Source organism: Paenibacillus sp. FSL H3-0333, from assembly GCF_038002805.1.
Lineage (GTDB): Bacteria > Bacillota > Bacilli > Paenibacillales > Paenibacillaceae > Paenibacillus_AQ > Paenibacillus_AQ silagei.
Window position 1 is genome coordinate 6,754,018 of record NZ_JBBODG010000001.1, and the last position, 23,491, is coordinate 6,777,508.

Genomic DNA, 23,491 nt, shown 5'->3' on the forward strand with positions numbered 1-23,491 from the left:
CTACTAATATTGTAAGGAAGCAGATTCGGCAGAAAAAAAGCACCTGCCTACAAACAGAGGCCAGTGCTTTCTCCTTCCAGACGGTTATTTGTCCCCGAAATTGACCTCGGGTGTTGTCAGTGTGTCATAGAAGTCAACCGCCTTATCTTTATCGGCCGAAGATCGCAGCGCCATTGCCGAGCGGGGATGCTCGTCCAGCGTTCCTGTAATCATATACGGAATGATATAGCCCCACTCTTCCTTCTCCCGCAGAGGGATCATCAGGTTCTCAATGATATCCAGAACAGGCCGGAGCGTATAATTCGTATTCTTCAGATGGGTAACCAGCAGCTCTGTAGGACAGTTGCCTGCGGCGCGGCCCATTCCATAACAGGAAGCATCCAGCAGCTCTACCCCCTTCTCGGCTGCAATCAGCGTATTGGAGAAGGCCAGCTGAAGATTGTTGTGAGTATGCACACCGAGCCGCTTCTCCGGAAGATGTGTCTTGAACTTCTCTACCAGGTAATGAAAGTCATTATGATCCAGGCTCCCGTAAGAATCCACGATATAGACTACATCAACTACGCTCTCACGGATCTGCTCGAAGGCTTCCAGCAGCTCATTCTCCATCACATTGGACAGGGCCATAATATTAATGGTCGTCTCATAGCCCAGGTCATGGAAGGTCTGCACCAGCTGAAGGGCCTTGTCCACATCCTTGCTGTAACAAGCCACACGGATCAGATCGAGCATGCTCTCGCTGCGTGGCAGAATATCATTCTCGTCCACCCGGCCGATATCGACCAGAGCCGACAGCTTCGTATGCCCCTTTTGCGGAATGACCTTGCGCAGGAAGTCATCATTCAAAAAGCGCCAAGGGCCTGCACCCTCTGCCCCTTTGAGCAGCTTCGGCGAGTTTTTATATCCGATCTCCATATAATCAACACCGGCTTCATTCAGTCCGGCATATAATTTCTGAACAAATTCAATACTGAAATCCCAGTTATTTACCAATCCCCCATCACGGATGGTACAATCGACAATTTTACTATGATTCGTCTTCACAATCTGTTCTCCCTTCGGGGTATCTCTTTAGTACTATGCTTATATTATCGTTCAATCATACTTTAACGAAGAAGATATTGTAAAGAAAATTTCAGTATTCTTCATATCGATTTTCGCTAACAGAAACAATGACATTAATCACAGAATAAATGGCAGTAAAATGCTACATTACAAGAAATCATTGAGATTGATTATCAGTCTCTTTCGGAGGGATAACAATGGCTCTAACATCCTGCTCCTTGCTGCGTTTGCAACCAGGCACTACCGGCTCCATTCAAAGAATTGAGGGCATGAATCCAATTTTGCGCCGCCGTCTGGCCGATCTGGGAGTATCTGAGGGTGTAATGATCCGTCTCAAGGGCAAAGGGCCGTTCATGGGGCCGATTACGCTTGAATGTAACGGTCAGCTATTTGCTATCCGGCGGAAGGAAGCATCTATGATAGAGGTGAAAGTATCATGAGCTCCATTGCACTTGTGGGGAACCCCAACACCGGGAAAACCTCGCTGTTCAATACCCTGACTTCCTCCTACGAATACGTAGGGAACTGGGCAGGCGTTACGGTTGAGAAAAAAATCGGCAGTCTGAAGAACGGAGCCGGGAAGCTCATCGATCTGCCTGGAATCTACTCCCTTCACCCCCTCTCCCGTGATGAGGGCGTAGCCGCACAATATCTAATCGAAGAAACCCCTGAAGCACTTATCAATATTGTCGATGCCTCGCAGTTGGAACGGAACCTGCTGCTTACCCTGCAGCTGCTGGAGTATGGCAAGCCGACGATCCTCGGACTGAATATGACCGATGTTGCCAAGGCGCGCGGCATTCAGGTGAACCCCGACATTCTTTCGGAACAGCTCGGTATTCCCGTGCTGCCGCTGATTGCCCGGACAGGCAAAGGAACCAGTCAGGTGCTTAGCGTGCTGGAGCAGCCTTCCCATATCCCGCCTGTTACCTTCCAGTTGAATTATGGGGAACTCGCTGAAGAAGCCATAACCTCCATTGTTACACATTTGCAAAAGATCTCTGGTCTGCCTAATCTCCGCTGGGTTGCTCTCCAGCTGCTGGAGCAGAACCCGGTAATCCTGGAGCTGCTTAAGAAGCGGACGGATATTTCCGGCTTGCTGCTGATTGCAGATACCGCTCAGACCCGGCTGCAGCGGGATAAGCTTGCACTCACTCTTCCCCAGTGGATTCGCTCGGTCCGCATGGACTACATCCGCAAGGTGTGCGCTGAAGCGATAGACTCCACCCTGCAAAAACCGCATAATTTGACCGAACGTCTGGATTCCATCCTTACCCACCGTTTTCTCGGACTGCCCCTGTTCATCCTGTTTATGTATGCCATGTTCAAAACTACCTTTGACTGGATTGGCGGGCCGTTGTCAGATCTCTTGGATGGCTTCATCGGCGGTCAGCTCAGCGATTGGACGAATTCGCTGCTGGGGGCCATCGGGGCTTCAGAATTCACGCACGCACTGATCGTTGATGGTCTCATCGGCGGTGTGGGCGGCGTGCTCGTATTTGTTCCACAGATATTCATCCTGTTCCTGATGATCTCCTTCCTGGAGGATTCCGGGTATATGGCCCGTGTCTGCCTGCTGATGGACAGCACGATGGAACGGATGGGACTGAACGGCAAGGCCTTCATTCCGTTCATTATCGGCTTCGGCTGCAACGTACCGGCGATTATGGCGGCCCGAAGTATTGAACAGCCCAAGGACCGGATGCTGACGACACTGCTTATGCCGCTGATGTCCTGTTCTGCCCGGCTTCCAGTCTATCTGCTGTTCGCAGCGGTCTTCTTCCCTGCCCAGCAAGCTGCAGCTGTACTCTCTATGTATGTCATGGGCGTTGTATTTGCCCTGGTTCTGTGTAAGTTCTTCTCCAAGTACCTGTTCAAGAATGAGGCGTCTATCTTCATTATCGAGCTGCCTCCTTACCGGATGCCGCAGCTCAAGACACTGAGCCGCAGCACCTGGGAGAAGGGCAAGGGCTTCCTGCGCAAAGCAGGGACCATTATCCTGGCCGGCTCGGTCCTGATCTGGCTGATGTCCTACGCTGGTCCTGGCGGTCTCAATGTGGACATGGATCACTCCTTCCTGGCCAAATTCGGCGGCTTCATTGCCCCGCTGCTGCAGCCGCTCGGCTTCGGAACATGGCAGGCGGGATCTACTCTGGTGCCCGGCTTCCTCGCGAAAGAGGTTGTGGTCTCTACCATGAACATCATCTACCATGCCCCGGATACAGCGGGACTGGAAGGCCAGATTGCTTCAGTCTTTACACCGCTTAGCTCGATCAGCTTCATGGCCTTTATCCTGCTCTACATTCCTTGCCTGGCCACTGTCGGCGTTATCAAGAAAGAGACTGCGTCCTGGAAATGGACATTCTTCTCCATGGGTTACTCTCTGGTATTGGCCTATGCGGTGTCACTGGTGATCTATCAAGGAGGACGTTTGCTCGGATGGTCGTAGCCCCGCAGCAAGTCCAAGTTATTAGGAGAGGAAGCGATGACGGCAATGATCGTTAATATTGTGATTGTGGCGCTAATATTCGGGTATTCCGGCTGGATAATCTACCGCCATGTGCAGAAAGGCAAGCAGGGGGCCTGTGCGGGCTGTGACAAGGGCAAGACCTGTCCCGCAGCAGCGATGGATTCACCTCTGTCCTGCGGCAGTGCTTCACTGGGCAGCAAGCGCTAGGATGCAGTTCTAGCGGATACAGACTTAGTATTCTTTCGTTTAGAAACCTTGGCATGCGGGTATGTTAGTTATAAGCTTTTAACAACCAGACTATTGCCAAGGAGGAATAACCATGAACACCAAGAAGACTTTGTTTACAACGGTAGCCTTGGGAGCCGCCTACTTGCTGAAGAATAAGAATACACGGGATAAGATTATGAATGGCGTCCAATCCCTGACGGCCCAGATGAAGGCCCGTAAATAGGCTGCTATTCCCGCAGTTATGAGAAGCAGGATTCCAAATGAACAAAGAGCCGCAGGTCTCAGGAAACTGAGAATCTGCGGCTCTTTGTGTCTGTTTGGACAATTCGGTCTAGGCTTCAGGGGGGCGATGATCTGGTTCAGCCGCAGCGCTCAGCAGATATTCCAGCAAGGTGCGGACCATGATGCCTGTGGCACCCTTAGGATTCACACCCCGTTCCGCAGACAGAAAGGCAGTCCCTGCAATATCGAGATGCACCCACGGCAATCCCTCGGCGAATTCTCCGATGAACAGCCCCGCCGTGCTGGCAGCCCCATATCGTCCGGCAGCATTGCGGAGATCCGCAACCTCGCTTGTCAGCATCTCACGGAATTCAGGATAGACAGGCAACGGCCAGATGTGCTCCCCTGACAGCCTTGAGGCTGCCAGAAGCTCTTCCAGGAATGCTTGATCATTCGTTACTGCCCCTGTAGCCACATCTCCCAGAATCGACACCACAGCTCCTGTCAGCGTGGCTACGTCAATGATCCGCTGTGCGCCCCATTCCCGGGCATAGGTAAGCGCATCTCCCAGAATGATCCGTCCCTCCGCATCAGTATTGATGATTTCGACCGTTCTTCCACTGAGGGTAGTAATGATATCGCCCGGTTTATAAGCATTCGCTGCCGGCATATTCTCTGCCGCCGGAATCAGCATGACCACATTGACCTTGGGACGCAAATGCCCCAGCGCATCCATTACCGCCAGAACCGCTGCGGCCCCGGCCATGTCACTGAACATGCTCTCCATGCCCGGTGCCCGTTTCAGGGAGATGCCCCCGGTATCGAAAGTGATTCCTTTGCCGACCAAGCCCACTGCGTTCTCCCATTGATTCGTCCCCTGATAGCGGATAACAATCATGCGGGGAGGATTCACACTGCCGCTGCCGACCGCAAGCAAGCCGCCCATTCCCTTAAGCGCAAGCTCCCGTTCATCCAGTACTTCAGCCGGAAGCCCGTGCCGCTGTGCAATTTCGATGGCAGCCACTGCAAGACCCGAAGGAGTCAGCAGGTTCCCCGGACGGTTGGTCAGCTCACGGGCAAGGTTGGCAGCCTCCCCGAAAGCCTTCCCCCGCTTGATGCCTTGTCTCCAGGCTTCCTCTTCTGCTGCCTCGCTCTTGCCTTCCGTACGAAGATGTACCGTATCTATACCCGTATAGGCTGCCTGGTCCAGCTTATATTGTCTTCTGCGGTACGACCCCAGGACCAGCCCTTCCGCGATGGCCTGGCCGGCCTGCTCCGCCTTCAGCACCCCAGTCAGCCCGCCTGGTACCGCCAATATCTGCACAACCAGCGCAACGGCCTTCAGCCTGTAAGCTGCCCTGGCGGTCTGCGCCATCAGCTGCCGCAGATCGTGCATACCCATCTGGCCCTTTCCGCTTCCGGCCAGAATGACCACAGGCTGCTCAGGCTGCTCCATTACGGGCAGTATATACACTTGCCCTTGTTTGCCGTTGAACAGGCCCGCAGCGGACAATAGGCGGACTCTCGCGGCCCAATCTGCCGGAAGTCCTTCTCCCTGTGCCTGTGCCTGTGCCTCTGAGATGATTAGACATACAGCATCTCCTTGCGGCGAAGCTTTACCGGCATCACTGCTCCATTCAAAGATCAAGCTCCATCCCTCCGCATCCTGGTTGCCCAACACTACTAACAAATACACTACTAACGCAGATAAGGCTGATCTCCCGCACTTGTTCGTGCATCGCAGGAATCAGCCCTTACATATTAATTATAACCCGTATGCACTCCACCGAGAACAAAGGGCTTAAGATAGCATTAGTGAGTAAGCGGAAGCGAAATGACGAACCGGGTTCCTTCATTCAGCCGGCTGCTGACCGAGATGCAGCCGCCATGATTCTTGATGATCCGGTCACTGACGGAGAGTCCGAGTCCCGTCCCATTCTCCTTCGTAGTGAAGAACGGATTGAATAGTCTGTCAAGTGTGCAGATATCCATTCCCTTGCCGTTGTCAGAGATGAAGATGCGCACCTCTGTTCCTTCTTTACGTGCGCCTACCTCAATCCGGCCTACAGAATCATCCACCCGCTCCGAGATCGCTTCCATCGCATTTCTGATCATATTCAGCACAACCTGCTTCATTTGCTTAATATCCCCTGAGATGACCAGGTCCTCCTGGAGCACCTGCAAGTTGATCTGGCAGCCCTTCATCAGCGCCTCGCTCTCTGTCAGCAGGACCACTTCCTTCAGCAAGGCAGAGACAGGAATCATGCTGATCTGCGGCACAGAAGGCTTGGAGGAAGTCAGAAATTCATGAATAATGTCATTGGCACGGTCAATCTCCGCTAATATAATCTTCGCATATTCTTCTTTGCCGAGCAGATGCAGATGGGGATGAAGCAATTGGATGAACCCCCGGATAGCCGTCAGAGGATTGCGGATCTCGTGGGCGATGGAGGCCGATAACCGGCCCAGCATGGCCAGGCTGTCGTTCTGGTAGGCCGTCTGCTCAATCAGCTTGTAATCGGAGATCTCTTTGAATGTGAACAGGTAGCTGCCCTTCATTTCCTCTCCGCTGGACAGGGTTGCGCGCCAGTACCGTCCATATTCATCCACAAATTCATAGCTTGGCTTACCTTTGAGCACCATTTCACGATAACTCCTCAGCACCTGTTTCTTCTTGAAGCGGCTGAGCTGAATATGGGATAACAGATGATGCAAGGTGCAGCCCAGAAGAGAGTGACGGTTAAGCTCCAGAATGCCGTACATCTGCTTGTTGACGAAAGTCAGCACACCCTCATCATCAAAAAGCAGAATCCCGCTGTCGATGTGCTCCAGCACATCCTCAAATGTGGTATCCATCGGACCAGATTGAAACGTTCTTGCCGATAATAGCAAGCTTTCCTGATATTGGCTTATCACGATACGAAGTTCCCCCTTTTACTGCAATTGACGAAGACGCTTAAGCGACATCAAATTACTATGTATCTGAGTATATGACGAAGCCGCCAGAACATTCGAAAATCGTATTGTATTATCCAACCGTTTCAACTATATTCCAATCATATCCAAGAGAAGAAGACAACGCAATCAGAGAATCTGTCGAATGGCAAAAATATTCCTAAAATGATTCTTAAGACACATTTAAGTGGGAGGGGAATGATTTATTTCCTGCAAATACATTGAAAAGAGCCCCCGCCAGGGCGGCGGGAGCTCACTGATTTATAACATGATGGTGGCAGGATCAAGACAGATATTCAAGCCTTCTGCTGGAGCCGGTGACGCCGCTGGCTCATGACAGCCAGACGCTTCTTCAGCTCACGTTCCCATTTGGAGTCACCGATCTGTTTGGCAACTGCCAGCAGGTCCAGCGACATATCGATCTGGCTGCGTATGATCGCGAGCGGGTCCTCGCTCTCCATATTGATGACGTTCTCGAAGATCGCTTCCTCTTCCTCCATCACATAATCCTGGAAATCCACATCCGTGACGCCGTCGCCATGGGCATATTCCGCCAGAATTTCATATTCATTCTCGACTTTGTAATGTACCTCTACCCGGTGGCATACCGGACAAAAAAGCAGGGGAACATTATGGACTTGCGTGCGATAATGCTTTAGGGTCCCCTTCGTTCCAACCATACTCGCTCCACAGCAAAAGCTCATTTTTGTTCACCCTCCTTGAGTGTTGTCGTTGATTTGATTTCCTATTATTATATTACAAAACAGCGGGAGAGATTCCTCTCCTTACAAGCTATATATTAACCTTTATGCCCATTTTCAAACGTCTGTCCATATCTCAAGTGGAAACGGCTTTGCCGTCCTTTTAAAGGACGGTACCGTTTCAGCGAGAAAGATAAGGATAATTATAGCGCGAAGCATATACATTCTTATCTTTTTGCAAAAAACCTCCTTGAAGGGAATAATGCTTCCCGCAAGGAGGTCCTCTTAGTATATCAAAGATCGCGGTTCATGAGGCCCGGAATCTTACAGGTTCTTGTCGCCTGGCTTCCAGTTCATAGCGCACAGCCCGCCGGATTGGAGAGCCTGCAGCACACGCAATGTCTCTTCAACGCTGCGGCCCACATCATTATGGTTAACAACCTGATACTTCAGTTCACCTTCAGGATCGATGATGAACAGTCCGCGCAGCGCAATGCCTTCTTCTTCAATCAGGACGCCATAATCGCTGGCAACCTTCTTCGTGATATCAGAAGCCAGCGGGAAGTTGATCTGGCCAAGACCGTTCATATCCTTAGGTGTAGACAACCAAGCCTTGTGGCTATGGATGGAGTCGATGCTCACACCTAGAATTTCTGTATCAAGCTCTGCGAAATCAGCAGCAGCATCACTCAGGGCTGTGATTTCAGTTGGACATACGAAGGTGAAATCAAGCGGATAGAAGAAGAATACAAGCCATTTGCCGCGATAGTCGGACAAGCTTACCTTACCGAAATCCTTACCGTCGCCTGTTACTGTCTCCATGAAGAAGTCAGGAGCGGGTTTACCTACCAAACGTTCTGCCATTGCTTAAATCCTCCTTTTGATTATGTAAGAAAAACAGCTACCGGACCGTTGCCGGATGCAATATGCTTTTCTTGATTTTATTGGATGGTTACATTCTTACGGGTACAGACCAAATGTTATCATCGTACAAAATCAAAGTCAATATTACATTGATTACTTTTTTATAATAATTATAAATAAGCAACATTTTGTGAAGTTTTTCTTCATTCTGCGTCAAAAGGGATACATGTGGTAGAACTAGGCTTTGCGGATAGCGGCTACAATCAGGTCGCCCATCTCTGTGGTGCTGATCGCCTTGCTCTTATCAACTGCGATATCGCTCGTGCGGTGACCGGCATCCAGTACCTCCGCAACTGCGGCTTCAATGGCTGCGGCTGCATTCTCGTAGCCGAAGGTCATACGGAACATCAGTGCAAGCGACAGGATCGTAGCGATCGGGTTCGCCAGCCCCTGTCCGGCAATGTCAGGCGCGGAGCCGTGAACCGGCTCATAGAGGCCGTAGCTGCCTTCTCCCAGTGAGGCAGAGGCCAGCATACCAATGGAGCCTGTCAGCATCGCTGCTTCATCGCTCAGGATATCACCGAACATATTCTCGGTCACGATGACATCGAAGCTCGAAGGACGGCGCAGCAGCTGCATCGCACAGTTATCCACCAGCACATGCTCAACTTCAACCTGCGGATATTCCGGCGCCAGTCTGTTCACTACTTCACGCCACAGACGGGAGGTCTCCAGAACGTTGGCTTTGTCGACACTCGCCAGCTTGCCCCGGCGCTTCCCGGCAATCTCGAACGCCTGGCGTACGATCCGCTCCACTTCAGTGACGTTGTAGACACAAGTATCTACCGCTTCTTCCCCATGCTCACCTTGACGGCGCAGCTTGTCCCCGAAGTAGATCCCGCCTGTCAATTCACGCACGACCATCAGGTCTGTGCCTTCCAGGACCTCCGGCTTCAGCGTCGAAGCGTCCTTCAGACAATCGAAGACCACCGCCGGACGCAGATTGGAGAATAGGCCAAGCGCCTTGCGGATACCGAGCAGTCCGGTCTCCGGACGCAGCTCCTTCGGATTGTTATCCCATTTCGGTCCGCCTACGGCTCCAAGCAATACAGCATCGGCGCTGCGGCAGATCGCAAGCGTATCCTCAGGCAGCGGAGTTCCGCGTTCATCAATGGCGATTCCGCCGAACAGGGCGTGCTCTGTTTCAAATGTATACCCGAACAGCTCTTCCGTTCTTTTCAATACCTTTTCCGCTTCCGCCACAACTTCAGGTCCGATACCGTCCCCGGCAATTACGGCGATTTTTTTGACCTCGCTCATTCCTGTCACTCCTTAGGTAGTCCTGCTGGTCGCAGACATAGTTCTTCTGTATATTGTTGTATCATAACGAAGGACAAAGGACAAAGATATAGATTCTATCACGTTCATAGATATAGCCTATAAGTGAGACAAATCCCTAATTTGCCCTTGTCCCACCAATTGATTACAATTAATGGGTAGGTGAAATTATCGGATCTCTAATCATATGGAAGAGGAGTGATCTCAAGATGCAATACGCGAAGCTTGGCAAGTCTGGTATGAAGGTAAGCCGCCTCTGTCTGGGAACGATGAACTTCGGTCCCATCACCGACGAGAAGGAAGCCTTCCGGATTATGGATGCGGCGCTGGACGCGGGAGTCCAGTTTTTTGATACCGCCAATGTGTATGGATGGGGTGAGAACTCGGGTCTGACCGAGACTATTATCGGCCGCTGGTTCAAGCAGGGCGGCGGACGCCGTGAGAAGGTTGTCCTGGCGACCAAGGTCTACGGGGCGATGAGTGACAAGCTGGATGGACCCAATGATGAAGGCGGCCTCTCCTCCTACATTATCCGCCGCCATCTGGAGGGCTCTCTGCAGCGTCTGCAGACCGATCACATCGAACTCTACCAGATGCACCATATCGACCGTAACGTGTCCTGGGACGAGCTGTGGGGCGCCTTTGAGCTTGCGGTCAGCCAAGGCAAGATCGGCTACACCGGCTCCAGCAACTTCGCCGGCTGGGATATTGCCGTTGCCCAGCAGGAAGCGAAGGCCCGCGGGTTCCTTGGACTGGTATCCGAGCAGCATAAATACAGCCTGACCTGCCGTCTGCCGGAGCTTGAGGTTCTGCCTGCGGCGCAGCATCTGGGCCTCGGCATTATTCCGTGGAGTCCGCTTGACGGAGGGCTGCTGGGACGCAATGCGCTGAAGAAGATCGAGGGCAGCCGCAGCGGCGGCAACGCGGAGCGTGTGGAGCAGCACAAGAAGCAGCTTGAGGCCTTTGCGGAGCTGAGTCTGGAGCTGGGCGAGCCGCAGGATAATATCGCTCTGGCCTGGCTGCTGGCCAACCCTGCCGTAACAGCGCCAATCATCGGACCGCGTACGCTGGAGCAGTTCGAGAGCGCGCTGCGCAGCCTGGAGGTCGTTCTGGACGAGTCCGTGCTGAAGCGTCTGGACGAGATTTTCCCCGGACCCGGCGGTGCGGCTCCGAAGGCTTATGCATGGTAATCAGAACTAACTGGCTGCAGCCTGCATAACCTCCCGATATCATTTCTTCTCTTACAATAAAGAGCTGTTCACCGGCATAACGTATCCGGTGAACAGCTCTTTATACTTCTATGTCTTTTATTGCGCCGTATCCACTGTTATAGAACCATTGCTGGTGGACAAGGTGACCTCATGGGTGCCTTTTCCAAGTACAGCCGTTCCATGGTCCTCATCGTCGCCGCCCCAGTCCACGTTGCCTTTAAGTGATCCGTTACTGGTATCTGCCGTAATCTTGGCATCCGTTACCGCCGGAAGACCCAAGACAATCTTGCCGTTGCTGGATTTCAGTTCCCATGCACCTGTGATTGCCGAATTGACTGTAATCTTGCCGTTGCTGCTTCTGGCCGACACAGCGCCGTCAATATTCCCCAGCGTAATCGCACCGTTCGAGCTAACCAGGTCTGCTCCGCCCTGTACATTCTTTACCGTCAACGTGCCGTTGCTGCTATGAGCCTTCACCCCTCCGGAGACATCATGGATATCCATCGTTCCGTTGCTCGTATCCACATTAATGCCTGCGGCCAGCCCCCCGGCTTCGATGGAACCGTCACTGGTCTCTACCTGAGCGGCCAGATTCTGCGGAATGCCGACATTCAGATATGGCGCATTGTTATTAAAGCCGATCTGGATATTGGAGAGCCAGCCTGAATCTCCTTCCAGCTCCATCACAAGCGTGTCGCCCTCGGTCGTCACTTTCCATTTACGCTCCAGGGCACTTGCCGCTTCATTGTCTGTATTGCCCGGCAGCTCCAGCTTTCCTTCATACGTCAGCGTGTTCCCATCCACACCCTGGAGCTTAACCTTGCCTTGGGGCAGATCAATCCGCACATTCTTAATATCCTGTTGCACTTCTACCTTCCCGTTCACCGGCACCAGCTTGGTATTGCCGAAGATACTGCTCAGCGATCCTCCGGCCAGCACCGTCTGTGCCCCGCTTGCCGCGATAAGCACAATGATCAGCAGAATGGCCCAGCCGCTTACGCGGCTTTTGACATCTGATTTAATGAAGAGCCTAAGCAGCATCTCCAGGCCGAACAGGATAAGCAGGGCCGGCCAGATATAACCCAGCACATCGTACGTGATTACACCATATTGAGCCATGACTACAATAACGCCTACTATTATGCACCCTATTGCGGCGGTAAAGCTGCCGATTTTCCATCTCCCCATCGTTCAATTCCCCATTTCACTATACTTTTGAATTATTCTTCAGCATTCTGAATCCATACCCGATCAAGGCAAGCGACAACAGAATCGCTCCGATATTCATATCGTTGAGTATTTCCCACAGAGCGGGAAATGCAGTGATGAGCAGCAGCAGGATGCCCGCGATAACACACCCTATACCGACCCACACTGGATTCACGTCATCATGCGGATACATCGGGGGCGCAGACATTCCCATTGACCAGGGTGCTCCAAAGCTATCCGGATGAAACATCATCCGCTCATGCTCGGCAGCCGACACTTTCATCCAAGCCGCCTTTTGCAGCGCATCGAATAATTGATAGAACCAGAGCGCAGCAAGTGCGAACGGAAACACGGCGGGCATGGACGGAATGAATATAATACAGAGCGATGCTCCAATCATATACTCCAGACCCATTTTTTTAAAGCCCAGATACATGTGGCCCAGTCCCGGAACCATAGCCAGGAGAAACGTGAGCCAGCGTCTTTTCTTAATCATATGTTACCCTCCCAAAAGTTTTGTTGAAATAAATTAGATAACCGGCGAAGCCGCTATGGATTTATTTATTGTTACCTTGCGGGCCGAACCAGGAGCTGACCGATGTGGACATATGCCCGTTGATTTCAGTGATGCCATAAGCCAAATTCTCAAATACGCCAAGCTGCAGCAGGAGAAACGTCAGACCGACCGCCACGCCGTAATGCATCCAGGAGGTTCCCCGGGTCGTACGCCGTCTGGACATGGTTGATTTCACGATCCGTTCTCTGCGTCCGTTCTCCAGCTGGCCGATCCTTGCCATAACATCCCCGGTCAAATCAGGGAAGTCATGCGGCAACACGGGCTCCTGCCCGTTAAGATCCAGCCCGGCTTCCATCTCGCTCCACATCGCCGCAAGCTCCCGCGCCTCCTCCAGCCATTCCGCGCAGCCGGGACAGGTCTGGATATGCAGATAGATCGCCTGCTGGGCCTCAGGTGACAACTGTCCATCTATATAATGCGGCATCCACTCTTTTACTGTTGAACAATTCATCGCCATTCCTCCCCGCTTTTGCGCATCATCTGTCTGGCCCGATAGAGCTGCGATTCAACCGTTTTAACCGAAATTCCTTTTTGCTCCGCGATCTCCTGATAGGAGTGGCGCTGAAAATAGTACAGCTGCACAACCGACCGGTACGGTTCCGCCAGACTATTCAGGTTCTCACCCAGCTCCCGGGAAGCCTCCTTGCGAAGCACTGCCTGTTCAGGTGTCTGTGAAGTCACCCAGTCATTCTCAGTGTAATCTGCTGCACTCCGGTGCCGCCATTCCCGGTCATTGGCCCGTTTCCAGTCCAGACAGGTGCGGTAAGCAATCCGGTATAGCCAAGTGGAGAAGGAAGATTGTCCTCTGAAGGTGGGAAGGGCTTTATAGGCTTTGATGAAGACTTCCTGAGCCATATCCTTGGCAGACTCGGCTTCTCCTGTAATTTTGATGCATACGCTATATACCATGCCTTGATAACGGGTCACCAGATTCCCGAAGGCCTGATGCTCCCCGCTTAGCACAGCACTGATCCACTCCGTCTCTTCCAAGTCTTTCTTCCCTCCTTCAGCTACATAACGTTAGACGTCTGACTTTAAGGTTCCCCTGCATAGTTTTTTAAATTATTTTAGAATAGCAGCATTTCTATTCAAAATCAGCCTCAAGTGCAAGCTCAGAGGGAGGATAACCCGCATCCTTGTCGAATTATCCTTAAACAGCCTATGACAAGACAACATTCCTTAATGAAGTGGTGGGATAGACATGATTCAGGCCTTGCTGGTAGATGATGAACGGCTTGCTCTTATGAAGCTGAAAATGATGCTGGAGGAACTGACAACTATAAATATAATCGCTGCTTATACTGATCCTTCCGAGGCGGTCAAGGCAGTGCCGCTGCTACGCCCTGATGTGATTTTCCTCGACATTGATATGCCTGAGATGAATGGCGTCCAGGCTGCGGAGGCCATGCAAAGGCTGTGCCCGCAGGCAAGCATCGTATTTGTAACTGCACATAACAGCTACGCCATCGAGGCGTTCGAGCTTTATGCGCTTGATTATGTTCTTAAGCCTGTACAGCGGGGCCGTCTGCTGAAGACCATCGAGCGGCTGGAGGAGCGTCTCAGCCAGGCACAGGAGGATTCGCGCAAGCCTGCACAGACGGTAATGATCCGCAGCTTCCAGTCCTTAAGATTCGAACGGGGCGGCCAGCCGCTGCCCAATATCCGCTGGCGCACCTCCAAGGCGCAGGAATTATTCGCTTATTTATTTCATAACCGCAACCGGTTTGTAAGCAAAGATACCCTAACCGATCTGCTGTGGCCTGATTTCAATCTCAAGAAGGCCTCCACTCATCTTTATACAACGATTTATCAGGTTCGGCAATGCCTGAAGCAGGCGGAGATCGATCTGCAGATCAGCAATGCCAGCGGAGGAGAAGGCTACACCCTGGAGACCGGCAGCCTGCTGATAGACAGCTACGAATGGGAGAAGGGCATTCTTACCTTGGATGCCATCAATAAAGATAACTATGAGGAACATCAGCGGTTGTTCGAATTCTATTCCGGCGATTATCTGAACGATTACGATTACCTCTGGGCGGAAGGGGAACGGCAGCGTCTGCGGACCATCTGGCTGCATCACGCAATGAATATCGCAGAATTCTATGTAAGCAGTGGCCGGATACCGGAAGCGGTGACCGTGTACCAGAGAGTGGTGCAGCTCCAGCCTTATTTTGAACAGGGGCATCTCGGGCTGATGAAGGTCTACGACAGCATTGGAGAGCGTTCAGCGGTAGAGGAACAATATCATATTCTGACGGATTTACTGAAGCGGGAGCTCGGCGTGAAGCCGCCCGCGAGTATTAAGCGCTGGTATGAGGAATGGAAGCATCTTAACCTCAGAAGCATGTGATTCTCCATAAATAGAAACGGCAATGCTGACCTTTCAAAGGACGGTATGATTTCAGCGACTTTATATTTATAAGAGCAAAGACACCCGCAGCAGGCTGCGGGTGTCTTTGTGTATGCTGCCATATTAGCTGGTTAATACCTGCTAAGGTGCATTCTCCTACATTTTCTTGCGGGCATTAAATCTTCTGGCCAGTACAGCTCCCAGAATAATCAATCCGCCGCCAGTCAGATACAGCGGGAGAGGACTTTCTTCTCCGGTCTGCGGAAGCTTGCCGGGAAGTCCGCTGTTGTTGCCTTTGTCAGTTGGTTCTGTAACCGTGCCCTTAGGCACTTCATCGACTCCAACTTCAATTGTAATCTCTTCCTCATTGCCGTCTTCATCTGTTACGACAATCGTGAATTTATCCTTGCCGGTGTAGCCTGGATCAGGAGTATACGTCCATTTGCCATCCGGTGTAATAGTTACCGTACCATGCGCCGGCTCTTCGCCGATGCTAGGAATACCTCCCAGCGGGATCTCGCCGTCGATAGGCACTTCCTCAATCGTAGTGACCTGTGTGGCTTGCGGCGTTGGAGTGCTAACCGTTCCAGGCTGGGCCGGTGTTGCTGCTGGCGTCACCTGTGGTGTTGCCGTTACTCCTGGCGTACTGGAAGCAGCCGGAGTCCCCGTTGGTGCTGGCGTTACCGATGGAGTCGGTGTTGGTGTACCGATAACTCCAGGAATGCTTGATGGTTCAGGTGTCGGTGTATAGTACACCGGCGGTGATGTTGGTGCTGGTGTTGATGTTGGTACTGGTGTTGATGTTGGTACTGTAACTGGCGTCGGTGTTGCTGTTGGTGTCACCGGCGTTGGTGTTGGTGTCGCTGGTTGTTCTGTCGGCGGTGTCGTTATTTTTTGGTTAGTAATTGGTAACAGCACCTTTTGCACGCCGGAATCAATCGTTACAGAATGCTCTGTTGTGCTCAGAACATAACCTTCCGGAGCTGTAATTTCCTTCAGAATATAATTCCCCAGCTTCAGAGATGTGAATACCAGTTCACCATTTGCATCTGTTTTTCCGCTTACCACCAATTTCTTGGCGGAATCATACAGTCCGAACTCTGCTCCTGCAAGCTTTTTGTTCGTATCCTCCCCAGCAACCTTCGTTACTTTGAGTGAGCCGAGGATTTCAACAGGAATCAGTTTGTTCGTGATTGGGGCCAATACCTTCTGTACGCCTGAATCAATGGTTACGGTGTGCTCTGTTGCATCCAGCACATAACCAGCCGGAGCAGCAAGCTCCTTCAGTGTGTATGTTCCCAGCTTCAGCGATTTGAATTCCAATACGCCGTTAGTGTCTGTTTTACCACTTGCCACTAATTTCTTAGCGGAATCATACAGTCCGAACTCTGCACCTTCCAGCTTCTTGTTCGTATCCTCACCAGCAACCTTCGTCACTTTGAGCGAACCGAGGACTTCGACTGGAATCAGTTTGTTCGTGATTGGTGAAAGTACTTTTTGTACGCCTGAATCAATGGTTACGGTGTGCTCTGTTGCATCCAGCACATAACCAGCCGGAGCAGCAAGCTCCTTCAGGGTGTATGTTCCGAGCTTCAGCGATTTGAATTCCAATACGCCGTCTGCGTCTGTTTTACCGCTTGCCACCAGCTTCTTGGCGGAATCATACAGTCCGAACTCTGCGCCTTCCAGCTTCTTGCTGGCATCCTGCTCCGCAACCTTAGTCAACTTGAGCGAGCCGAAGACTTCGGCAGGAATCAGTGCGTTAGTTACTGTAACAGTTTTCTCTTGTGATGGATCAATGGTAACATTAATGACTTTGGTATCCAGGATATAACCGGCAGGAGCGGTTTTCTCCTTCAGGGTATACTCCCCGCCCTTAAGCTTAGTGAATTTCAGCTCACCATTCGCATCGGTTGTTTTCGTTCCCACCAGTGCGTTCTTGGAGTCGTACAGTTCGAATACTGCGCCTTCCAGCTTCTTGGAGGAATCATTCACATCCAACTTGGTCAGCTTGAGTGAACCGAAGAAATCATTCTTGACGGTTAGCTGTACGGCCGTAGACGAATTGATTGTCACCTTAATCTCTGAGCTGTCCAGCGAATAGCCTGCCGGAGCTTTAGTTTCTTTTAGTACATATTTACCAGCCTTAAGATTTGTGAAAGTCAGGGTTCCGTCTGCTGCAGAAGTCTGTTTTTGAGTCTCCTTCAGTTCAGTTCCAATCACCCGTGAGAGTGCGAACTCAGCGCCTTTAAGCTTTTCATCGCCGGCCTGATTCGTCTTGGTTACAATTAGCGAACCTTTTACACCACTACCTGTACCGGAGGTGTCTACAATTTGAATGCTCTTGTCAGATGTAATAGGTTTTGTAATCCGATTTACACCGTCGCCGCTAAACGATATAGCGTTTTTCACTTGTACATTATTTCCGGCTTCAGTGACGACAGTCTGATAAGCCAGAATGTACGGCTTGCTGATCGGGTTCGGGTTCAGGAAGACAAGCTCGAATCTTTCTTTACCGTCAGTGCCGGTTTTGAAAGTAAGCGTATAATCTACATCCTTCTTCAGTTCATTTCCCGGGGTTCCTGCATTCCCATTCTGATCAACAGTCGTTTCAAAGAGATGGAAGCTGTCCGGCAGCAGCACCTGATTCGAGCTAGGATCATCTACCAGTTTAACGTTTTTGACAACGGACTGGTTGGCGTTGATGACCACTTTCCAGTTCAGAAGAGTCTGATCATTGTTATCCTGTGTAAACCCTTTGGCGACATATTCTCCACCCTTAGGAATCGTTACTGTGGCTTCCAGAGGCTTAGAAACCGGTTCGTTGTCCTTGTCATATAAGGTGGCTGTATTCTTAACTGTACCTTTATTAACATCACCATCAATGAACTCTGTACTGAAGACCACCTGGAAGGCATAATCAACCTGCTCTTTGAATTTCACTGTAAGTTGCTTGTCTGTGACAGTCAAATCGTATTTCGAAGCGTCTATCAAAGCACCTTTAACAGGGATTCCATCCGCAGCATAATCAAATTTATACACTACTGCAGTAACGCTAGTTGCTTTCTGACCTGCGGGAATCGTATCCACCAGCGTAGCTCCTGCAGCCAGCTCCCGTTTATTATAGTTGGCTCTTACTGTCCAAGTAAGCTGTTTGGTCTTTACATCGTATGAACCTGTTTTATTACCGTTGTTCTTGACTTCAGACCGCGGATCAAAGGTTGCATCACCCTTAATGCTTTGATCCTTGCCGTTAGCATCCTTCCAATCAAGCTGTGCGGTGTTCTTGAAGCTGGTCGCACCACTCTGCAATTTGTAATAGTCAAAACTGGTTGTATACGTCACCGTAAACGGCTTATTGATCGGCTTAGAGAATGTGATGGTGAACCCGTCACCCTTGGCATAATTCGAACCGTTTGGTGTAATCGTATAATCTGCGCTGTTCATAGCTGGTGTCAAAGTGATATTGATCGGCTCGCTTAATTTCAACCCGCCATTATCAAAGGTATCCTTCAGAACCAGATCGTTCATCACTCTACCATCTTTGTTTACCTCAATGGTCCACTTTACAGTTTTATTCAAATAGTCAACATCGGCAAAATTTTTCTTGACTATTTGCTGGAAAATATCCCGTTGATCTCCTTTAGTCTCACCATTGTAAGTAACATCATTACGGATCGTTTCTGTATTACCGTATACACGGTCTTTGACCTTTGTTTTATAGACAATTTTGTAAGCTGAATTGATGTCATTATTAAATTTCAGTTCAAACCCGGTCTTGCCTGTTGGGGGCGAAGGCACAGTAGTAATTGTATATTCCGTTCCCTTAATTAGGGTGCCATCTTCGCTAGCATTGCCATTCTGATCTAGTTTGATCTTGTAGACCACTACTGAATCTTCAACCAGTACCTGAGAATTGTTAAAATAATCGAGCAACATAGCATTGGCGGCTGCAATAGACTGTTCATTATAGTTGAATTGAATTTCCCAAGGAATTGTTTCGGTCACGGGATCGAAGTTTCCTGTTGCAATTTTCTTCAACGGTGCTCCACGCACAATATCAACCGTCTTAGAAGAACTCTTATCGATTCCTTCACCAGTAAGCGTAGCTGTATTGGTGAATTTTTTAACGGATGTATCTGTAATCTTGGTCGAGAATGTCACCCGGTACGCATCTGTAATGGTATTAGTGAACTTCAGGTTCAAACTGCTCGTCGTGCTGCCTGAAGCATCATATTGATCCAAACCGATCTGAGCTCCCTGCGATGCATTCCCTTGAACATCCACGGCAAGCTTGTAGACCTTAATTGAACTTGGGTCAAGCTCCAGGCCTGTCGGAATGGAGTCCGTAACGACCGCTTTGTATACTTCGTCCTGCACCGTGTTTACATCAACGGTCCAGAGGATACTGGACGGATTGTATTTTTGCGGCTGCGGAATTCCGTCCTTGGTAATGCTGGTGCCGCCCTTAGGATGGACTTTAATCACAATCGTATTATTCAGGTTCCCGGCGATCGGGAATAACAGCTCCTGAGTCGTGGTTCCTGTGACTTTGGTAGAGCTAAGTTTGGACGTCACATTGAAAGTACCGCCTACATCAAATAAGCCTTCGATTTCACTATTGAATGTAAGCACCACTTTGTTATCTGTACCTACTGTGTAGTCTCCGATACTGCCCGACTCCACTCCGTCGTAGAACAATTTTCCCGAGTAATTTTTATCGATTGCTAACTGGGAAGGCAACTGATACACGAACGTATCTCCACCCTTGTAGCCATGCGCTCCAGTCTCAGGGTCCGTTACCGGAAGCTTGAAGGTCAGCCCGACTTTAACCTCCGAATCAAGCTTATACACACTATCCGTGACCTGTGTGCCATTCTCATACACAGCCATCGTAACACTGGTAATGATATTATCCGTCCCATCCGCCTTAACCTTCGTCATGAACCCGAAACCGTTGGCAAACTGTGTAATCAGCATTACAACAACCAACCAGGCGCCTATCGTCTTTTTCTTCATAATCACTATAACCTCTCTCTCTTTCTGCAAAATGATTGTTCCAGCGTCACAATTACCGTTCCCGCCTGCTTCTTCCCGATCGTCCCCCTGTCACTAATATGTATGTGGGCCTTCGATTTCGCTTGTACTGTACTTCCGTAACTTTACTTGCCGCCTCTGAACAATTTCTGAACAGATTATGAGATAAATCATAGATAACTTAAAAATAAAATATTTTTTTCGACAAAAAAGTGGTTTCAAACGCTGATAATGTGGAATCCACCCTGGATTATGAACTATTTTTCATTTTTCCGACTCATCTTGTTCATTCTTTTCAATTAAAACTTGTTTCAAATCCCCTTAAGCTGGATTCTACCCCGGAATGCTCAGCGTCAAAAAAATTTCAGCAGATTATTGAACAAAAAAAAGAAGCCTCCCCGGACAAAATGAACTGGTCCGGTGAAGCTTCTTTTAAATAGTTGAATTATAGATTGGCATGCTCCCGCTTGGTGTAGGTCTTGCGCTTCTCAATCAGCTTGTTCAGTGCATCCAGATAGGCTCTGGCACTTGCTTCCAGAATATCGGTGCTAAGTCCGCGGCCCTGTGCAGCCACCTCGCCTTGCGAGAGCACGACATGCACCTCACCCTGAGCATCCTTCCCTCGGCTGACGGCTTTGATCGAATAATCACCAAGTGTGACTTCTTCCCCTGTAGCCTGGTCAATGGCATTGTAGATCGCATCTACCGATCCATTGCCTTCGGCAACCGCCACAATCGGCTGAGGGTCCTGGCCGTGAATAATCACCTTGGCGGTTGGAGTAGCCTCATTGCCATACGTAACATAGATCGTCTGCAGGCTGAAGGTCTCCGGTGTATCAATCAGCTTCTCTTCCAGAAGCGCAAGGATATCCTCGTCTGAGACTTCTTTTTTCTTATCTGCGAGATCCTTGAACTTGGCAAAAGCGGCATTGACCTCTTCCTCAGAGATGTCATAGCCCAGATCACTCAGCTTATCGCGGAAAGCGTGACGGCCCGAATGCTTGCCGAGCACCAGCTTGCTTTCTTTGAGGCCGATGGTTTCCGGTGTCATAATCTCGTAGGTCGTCTTCTCCTTCAGCATGCCATCCTGATGAATCCCGGATTCATGGGCGAAGGCATTCGCGCCGACAATCGCCTTGTTCCCCGGCACAACCATCCCTGTCAGCTTGCTGACGAGGCGGCTGGTACGGGAGATTTCGGATAGGACCAGGGAGGTCTTGGCGCCGAAATACTCACTGCGGGTCTCAAGCGCCAGAGCCACCTCTTCAATCGCTGTATTGCCGGCACGTTCCCCGATCCCGTTGATCGTACCCTCAATCTGGTCTGCGCCATTCTGAATGGCAGCCAGCGTATTGGCAGTAGCCATCCCCAGATCATTATGACAATGGGCGCTAAGCTGTACCCGCTCGATATCCGGCACCGTATCCTTCAGGAATTTGAAGATGGCACCGTATTCCGCCGGATTCAGGTAACCGACCGTATCCGGAATATTCACCACATTCGCACCCTCGCGGATCGCCATAGATACCATTTCAGCCATGAAATCACGCTCGGTACGGCCGGCGTCCTCCAGGGAGAATTCCAGCTTGGGAAAATACTTCTTGGCATAGCGGATCGCCGATTGTGCCGTTTCCAGCACTTGTGACTTCTCCATGCGCAGCTTATGCTGACGGTGTATCGGCGATGTAGCCAGGAAAATATGAATGCATGGGTCCTGTGCCCCCTGCAGCGCTTCCTTGACCGCATCAATATCGCTCTCTCTGGAACGGGACAGACCGATTACGGTGACGTTCTTGACCGCTCTGGCCACTGCGTTCACCGCAGCCAGATCTCCTGGCGAAGCGGCTGGAAAGCCTGCCTCCATCCGGTCAATTCCCAGCTTCTCCAGCTGGTAAGCGATTTCTACCTTCTCACGTGTATTGAGGTTCACACCCGGCGACTGCTCCCCGTCACGCAGCGTCGTGTCGAACACATGAATTTTCCGCATGCTGAGCACCTCCTGAAGATTGTCCATAAACCCTCAAATGCGGCCCGCAAAATTACGGCCGCATCTGAGAATCACACTATGGTTACTTGTATTCTGAAGTATATGATTTTATTTCTTAATCCAGTGCATCATTTCACGCAGCTGGCTGCCAACCACTTCTACCGGATGAGCGGCTTCATTGCGGCGGGTAGCGGTCAGGAAGGCACGGCCCGATTGGTTCTCAAGGATAAAGTCGCGGGCGAATTTACCCTGTTGAATATCAGACAGTACTTCTTTCATAGCTTTCTTAGTCTCAGCAGTGATGATGCGTGGTCCAGTTACATAGTCACCGTATTCCGCTGTGTTACTGATGGAATCGCGCATGCTGGACAATCCGCCTTCATATACCATGTCAACAATCAGCTTCAGCTCATGCAAGCACTCGAAGTAAGCCATCTCAGGTGCATATCCGGCTTCAGTCAATGTCTCGAAACCAGCCTTGATCAGTTCGGACACACCGCCGCAGAGAACAGCCTGTTCACCGAACAGATCCGTTTCTGTCTCTTCACGGAAGGAGGTTTCGATGACTCCGGCACGGGTACAGCCGATGCCTTTGGCATACGCCAGACCAATAGCCTTGGCATTGCCTGTTGCATCCTGTTCAATAGCGATCAGGCCGGGAACGCCGAAGCCTTCAACATAAGTGCGGCGAACCATGTGTCCAGGAGATTTAGGAGCTACCAACAGCACATCCGCATCCTTAGGAGCTACGATTTGTCCAAAATGCACGTTGAAACCGTGGGAGAACATCAGAGCCGCGCCATTCTTGAGGTTCGGTTCGATATCATTCTTATATACAGATGCCTGAGTTTCGTCCGGCATGAGGATTTGCACCACATCTGCACGGGATACCGCTTCTGCTACAGACAATACTTCAAAGCCGTCATTCTTGGCAGTTTCAAAAGATTTACCTTCACGCAGACCGATAACAACCTGAAGACCACTGTCACGCAGGTTCTGTGCCTGGGCATGTCCTTGGCTACCGTACCCGATTACTGCAATTGTCTTTCCCTTCAATACGCTAAGCTCTGCATCCTGTTCATAGTACGTTGTAACTGCCATTGTCAAAATCCTCCTTTAATTTGGGACCCATCGTAAAGAGCGGGTGCTTCAAGAGCACACTCCTGTTAGGCTTACTCTATTATAGCGTGCTCCTCAAGCCCCCGCTCTTTAGCGGGCAAAGTCTGTCCTAATCTTAATTAAATGAATGTCTTAATTAAATTAATGCACGCAAGCAG

Annotated in this window: 19 protein-coding genes; 6 read left to right on the plus strand and 13 right to left on the minus strand. The window is 50.6% G+C overall.

Features of this window, described 5'->3' with window-relative positions; genetic code table 11:
• Window positions 1-84 precede the first annotated feature (84 nt).
• A complete protein-coding gene (locus MHH78_RS29465) occupies window positions 85-1,044 on the minus strand; it encodes an aldolase catalytic domain-containing protein (RefSeq protein WP_200869575.1) in 960 nt (319 codons plus the stop codon).
• Between the two features lie 218 nt (window positions 1,045-1,262).
• Here MHH78_RS29465 and MHH78_RS29470 point away from each other — a divergent pair, with 218 nt between their 5' ends.
• From MHH78_RS29470 to MHH78_RS29485, 4 genes are all read left to right on the plus strand, one after another.
• A complete protein-coding gene (locus tag MHH78_RS29470) occupies window positions 1,263-1,505 on the plus strand; it encodes a FeoA family protein (RefSeq protein WP_036696155.1) in 243 nt (80 codons plus the stop codon).
• Window positions 1,502-3,514: a ferrous iron transport protein B gene (gene feoB / locus MHH78_RS29475; protein WP_341169762.1), complete on the plus strand. Its 2,013-nt coding sequence runs from the start codon at window positions 1,502-1,504 to the stop codon at window positions 3,512-3,514. Before MHH78_RS29470 ends, feoB begins: the two co-directional genes overlap by 4 nt.
• Window positions 3,515-3,550: 36 nt before the next feature.
• Complete coding sequence (locus MHH78_RS29480; RefSeq protein ID WP_339254387.1) at window positions 3,551-3,742, plus strand: FeoB-associated Cys-rich membrane protein; 192 nt, start codon at window positions 3,551-3,553, stop codon at window positions 3,740-3,742.
• A gap of 112 nt (window positions 3,743-3,854) precedes the next feature.
• Window positions 3,855-3,986: a hypothetical protein gene (locus MHH78_RS29485; protein WP_256707444.1), complete on the plus strand. Its 132-nt coding sequence runs from the start codon at window positions 3,855-3,857 to the stop codon at window positions 3,984-3,986.
• A gap of 108 nt (window positions 3,987-4,094) precedes the next feature.
• On the opposite strand, the gene MHH78_RS29490 is transcribed toward MHH78_RS29485, so the two are convergent.
• The 5 genes from MHH78_RS29490 to leuB all read right to left on the minus strand — a co-directional run bounded on the left by MHH78_RS29490 (window position 4,095) and on the right by leuB (window position 9,825).
• Window positions 4,095-5,633 (minus strand): leucyl aminopeptidase, encoded by a 1,539-nt coding sequence (locus tag MHH78_RS29490; RefSeq protein WP_341169763.1) that lies wholly within the window; start codon window positions 5,631-5,633, stop codon window positions 4,095-4,097.
• 164 nt (window positions 5,634-5,797) lie between these two features.
• Window positions 5,798-6,901 (minus strand): ATP-binding protein, encoded by a 1,104-nt coding sequence (locus MHH78_RS29495; RefSeq protein ID WP_036727689.1) that lies wholly within the window; start codon window positions 6,899-6,901, stop codon window positions 5,798-5,800.
• A gap of 335 nt (window positions 6,902-7,236) precedes the next feature.
• Window positions 7,237-7,644 (minus strand): hypothetical protein, encoded by a 408-nt coding sequence (locus MHH78_RS29500; RefSeq protein ID WP_036727687.1) that lies wholly within the window; start codon window positions 7,642-7,644, stop codon window positions 7,237-7,239.
• A 321-nt stretch (window positions 7,645-7,965) separates the two neighbouring features.
• Window positions 7,966-8,505 (minus strand): peroxiredoxin, encoded by a 540-nt coding sequence (locus tag MHH78_RS29505; RefSeq protein ID WP_036727686.1) that lies wholly within the window; start codon window positions 8,503-8,505, stop codon window positions 7,966-7,968.
• A gap of 237 nt (window positions 8,506-8,742) precedes the next feature.
• The gene (leuB, locus tag MHH78_RS29510; RefSeq protein ID WP_036727684.1) at window positions 8,743-9,825 is read right to left on the minus strand and encodes a 3-isopropylmalate dehydrogenase; all 1,083 of its coding nucleotides are present in this window, start codon (window positions 9,823-9,825) and stop codon (window positions 8,743-8,745) included.
• Window positions 9,826-10,052: 227 nt separating this feature from the next.
• Here leuB and MHH78_RS29515 point away from each other — a divergent pair, with 227 nt between their 5' ends.
• Window positions 10,053-11,033: an aldo/keto reductase gene (locus tag MHH78_RS29515; RefSeq protein WP_036696143.1), complete on the plus strand. Its 981-nt coding sequence runs from the start codon at window positions 10,053-10,055 to the stop codon at window positions 11,031-11,033.
• Window positions 11,034-11,150: 117 nt separating this feature from the next.
• Here the strand turns inward: MHH78_RS29515 and MHH78_RS29520 are convergent, their stop codons facing one another.
• From MHH78_RS29520 to MHH78_RS29535, 4 genes are all read right to left on the minus strand, one after another.
• Complete coding sequence (locus MHH78_RS29520; RefSeq protein ID WP_083684667.1) at window positions 11,151-12,242, minus strand: LiaF transmembrane domain-containing protein; 1,092 nt, start codon at window positions 12,240-12,242, stop codon at window positions 11,151-11,153.
• A gap of 19 nt (window positions 12,243-12,261) precedes the next feature.
• Window positions 12,262-12,759: a hypothetical protein gene (locus MHH78_RS29525; protein WP_341169764.1), complete on the minus strand. Its 498-nt coding sequence runs from the start codon at window positions 12,757-12,759 to the stop codon at window positions 12,262-12,264.
• Window positions 12,760-12,820: 61 nt separating this feature from the next.
• Entirely contained in the window at window positions 12,821-13,291 is a 471-nt protein-coding gene (locus MHH78_RS29530) for a zf-HC2 domain-containing protein (RefSeq protein ID WP_339254374.1), read from the minus strand.
• Window positions 13,288-13,830, minus strand: a complete 543-nt coding sequence (locus MHH78_RS29535; protein ID WP_036727677.1) for an RNA polymerase sigma factor — start codon at window positions 13,828-13,830, stop codon at window positions 13,288-13,290. Before MHH78_RS29535 ends, MHH78_RS29530 begins: the two co-directional genes overlap by 4 nt.
• 211 nt (window positions 13,831-14,041) lie before the next feature.
• Between MHH78_RS29535 and MHH78_RS29540 the strand changes: the two genes are divergently transcribed.
• Window positions 14,042-15,190 carry a response regulator gene (locus MHH78_RS29540; RefSeq protein ID WP_341169765.1) on the plus strand — a complete coding sequence of 383 codons (1,149 nt, stop codon included), beginning with the start codon at window positions 14,042-14,044 and terminating at the stop codon, window positions 15,188-15,190.
• A gap of 156 nt (window positions 15,191-15,346) precedes the next feature.
• Here the strand turns inward: MHH78_RS29540 and MHH78_RS29545 are convergent, their stop codons facing one another.
• From MHH78_RS29545 to ilvC, 3 genes are all read right to left on the minus strand, one after another.
• Window positions 15,347-20,209 carry a SpaA isopeptide-forming pilin-related protein gene (locus MHH78_RS29545; RefSeq protein ID WP_341169766.1) on the minus strand — a complete coding sequence of 1,621 codons (4,863 nt, stop codon included), beginning with the start codon at window positions 20,207-20,209 and terminating at the stop codon, window positions 15,347-15,349.
• A 463-nt stretch (window positions 20,210-20,672) separates the two neighbouring features.
• On the minus strand, window positions 20,673-22,214 hold the full coding sequence (locus MHH78_RS29550) for a 2-isopropylmalate synthase (RefSeq protein ID WP_036727673.1): 1,542 nt from the start codon (window positions 22,212-22,214) through the stop codon (window positions 20,673-20,675).
• A 108-nt stretch (window positions 22,215-22,322) separates the two neighbouring features.
• Window positions 22,323-23,315 (minus strand): ketol-acid reductoisomerase, encoded by a 993-nt coding sequence (gene ilvC / locus MHH78_RS29555; protein ID WP_036727672.1) that lies wholly within the window; start codon window positions 23,313-23,315, stop codon window positions 22,323-22,325.
• Window positions 23,316-23,491 lie beyond the last annotated feature (176 nt).

Bases quoted from the DNA above. Each gene is read 5' to 3' on its own strand.
- MHH78_RS29470 (WP_036696155.1), top strand. From the start codon at position 1,263: ATGGCTCTAACATCCTGCTCCTTGCTGCGTTTGCAACCAGGCACTACC.
- feoB (WP_341169762.1), top strand. From the start codon at position 1,502: ATGAGCTCCATTGCACTTGTGGGGAACCCCAACACCGGGAAAACCTCG.
- MHH78_RS29480 (WP_339254387.1), top strand. From the start codon at position 3,551: ATGACGGCAATGATCGTTAATATTGTGATTGTGGCGCTAATATTCGGG.
- MHH78_RS29485 (WP_256707444.1), top strand. From the start codon at position 3,855: ATGAACACCAAGAAGACTTTGTTTACAACGGTAGCCTTGGGAGCCGCC.
- MHH78_RS29500 (WP_036727687.1), bottom strand. From the start codon at position 7,644: ATGAGCTTTTGCTGTGGAGCGAGTATGGTTGGAACGAAGGGGACCCTA.
- MHH78_RS29505 (WP_036727686.1), bottom strand. From the start codon at position 8,505: ATGGCAGAACGTTTGGTAGGTAAACCCGCTCCTGACTTCTTCATGGAG.
- leuB (WP_036727684.1), bottom strand. From the start codon at position 9,825: ATGAGCGAGGTCAAAAAAATCGCCGTAATTGCCGGGGACGGTATCGGA.
- MHH78_RS29515 (WP_036696143.1), top strand. From the start codon at position 10,053: ATGCAATACGCGAAGCTTGGCAAGTCTGGTATGAAGGTAAGCCGCCTC.
- MHH78_RS29520 (WP_083684667.1), bottom strand. From the start codon at position 12,242: ATGGGGAGATGGAAAATCGGCAGCTTTACCGCCGCAATAGGGTGCATA.
- MHH78_RS29525 (WP_341169764.1), bottom strand. From the start codon at position 12,759: ATGATTAAGAAAAGACGCTGGCTCACGTTTCTCCTGGCTATGGTTCCG.
- MHH78_RS29530 (WP_339254374.1), bottom strand. From the start codon at position 13,291: ATGAATTGTTCAACAGTAAAAGAGTGGATGCCGCATTATATAGATGGA.
- MHH78_RS29540 (WP_341169765.1), top strand. From the start codon at position 14,042: ATGATTCAGGCCTTGCTGGTAGATGATGAACGGCTTGCTCTTATGAAG.
- MHH78_RS29545 (WP_341169766.1), bottom strand. From the start codon at position 20,209: ATGAAGAAAAAGACGATAGGCGCCTGGTTGGTTGTTGTAATGCTGATT.
- MHH78_RS29550 (WP_036727673.1), bottom strand. From the start codon at position 22,214: ATGCGGAAAATTCATGTGTTCGACACGACGCTGCGTGACGGGGAGCAG.
- ilvC (WP_036727672.1), bottom strand. From the start codon at position 23,315: ATGGCAGTTACAACGTACTATGAACAGGATGCAGAGCTTAGCGTATTG.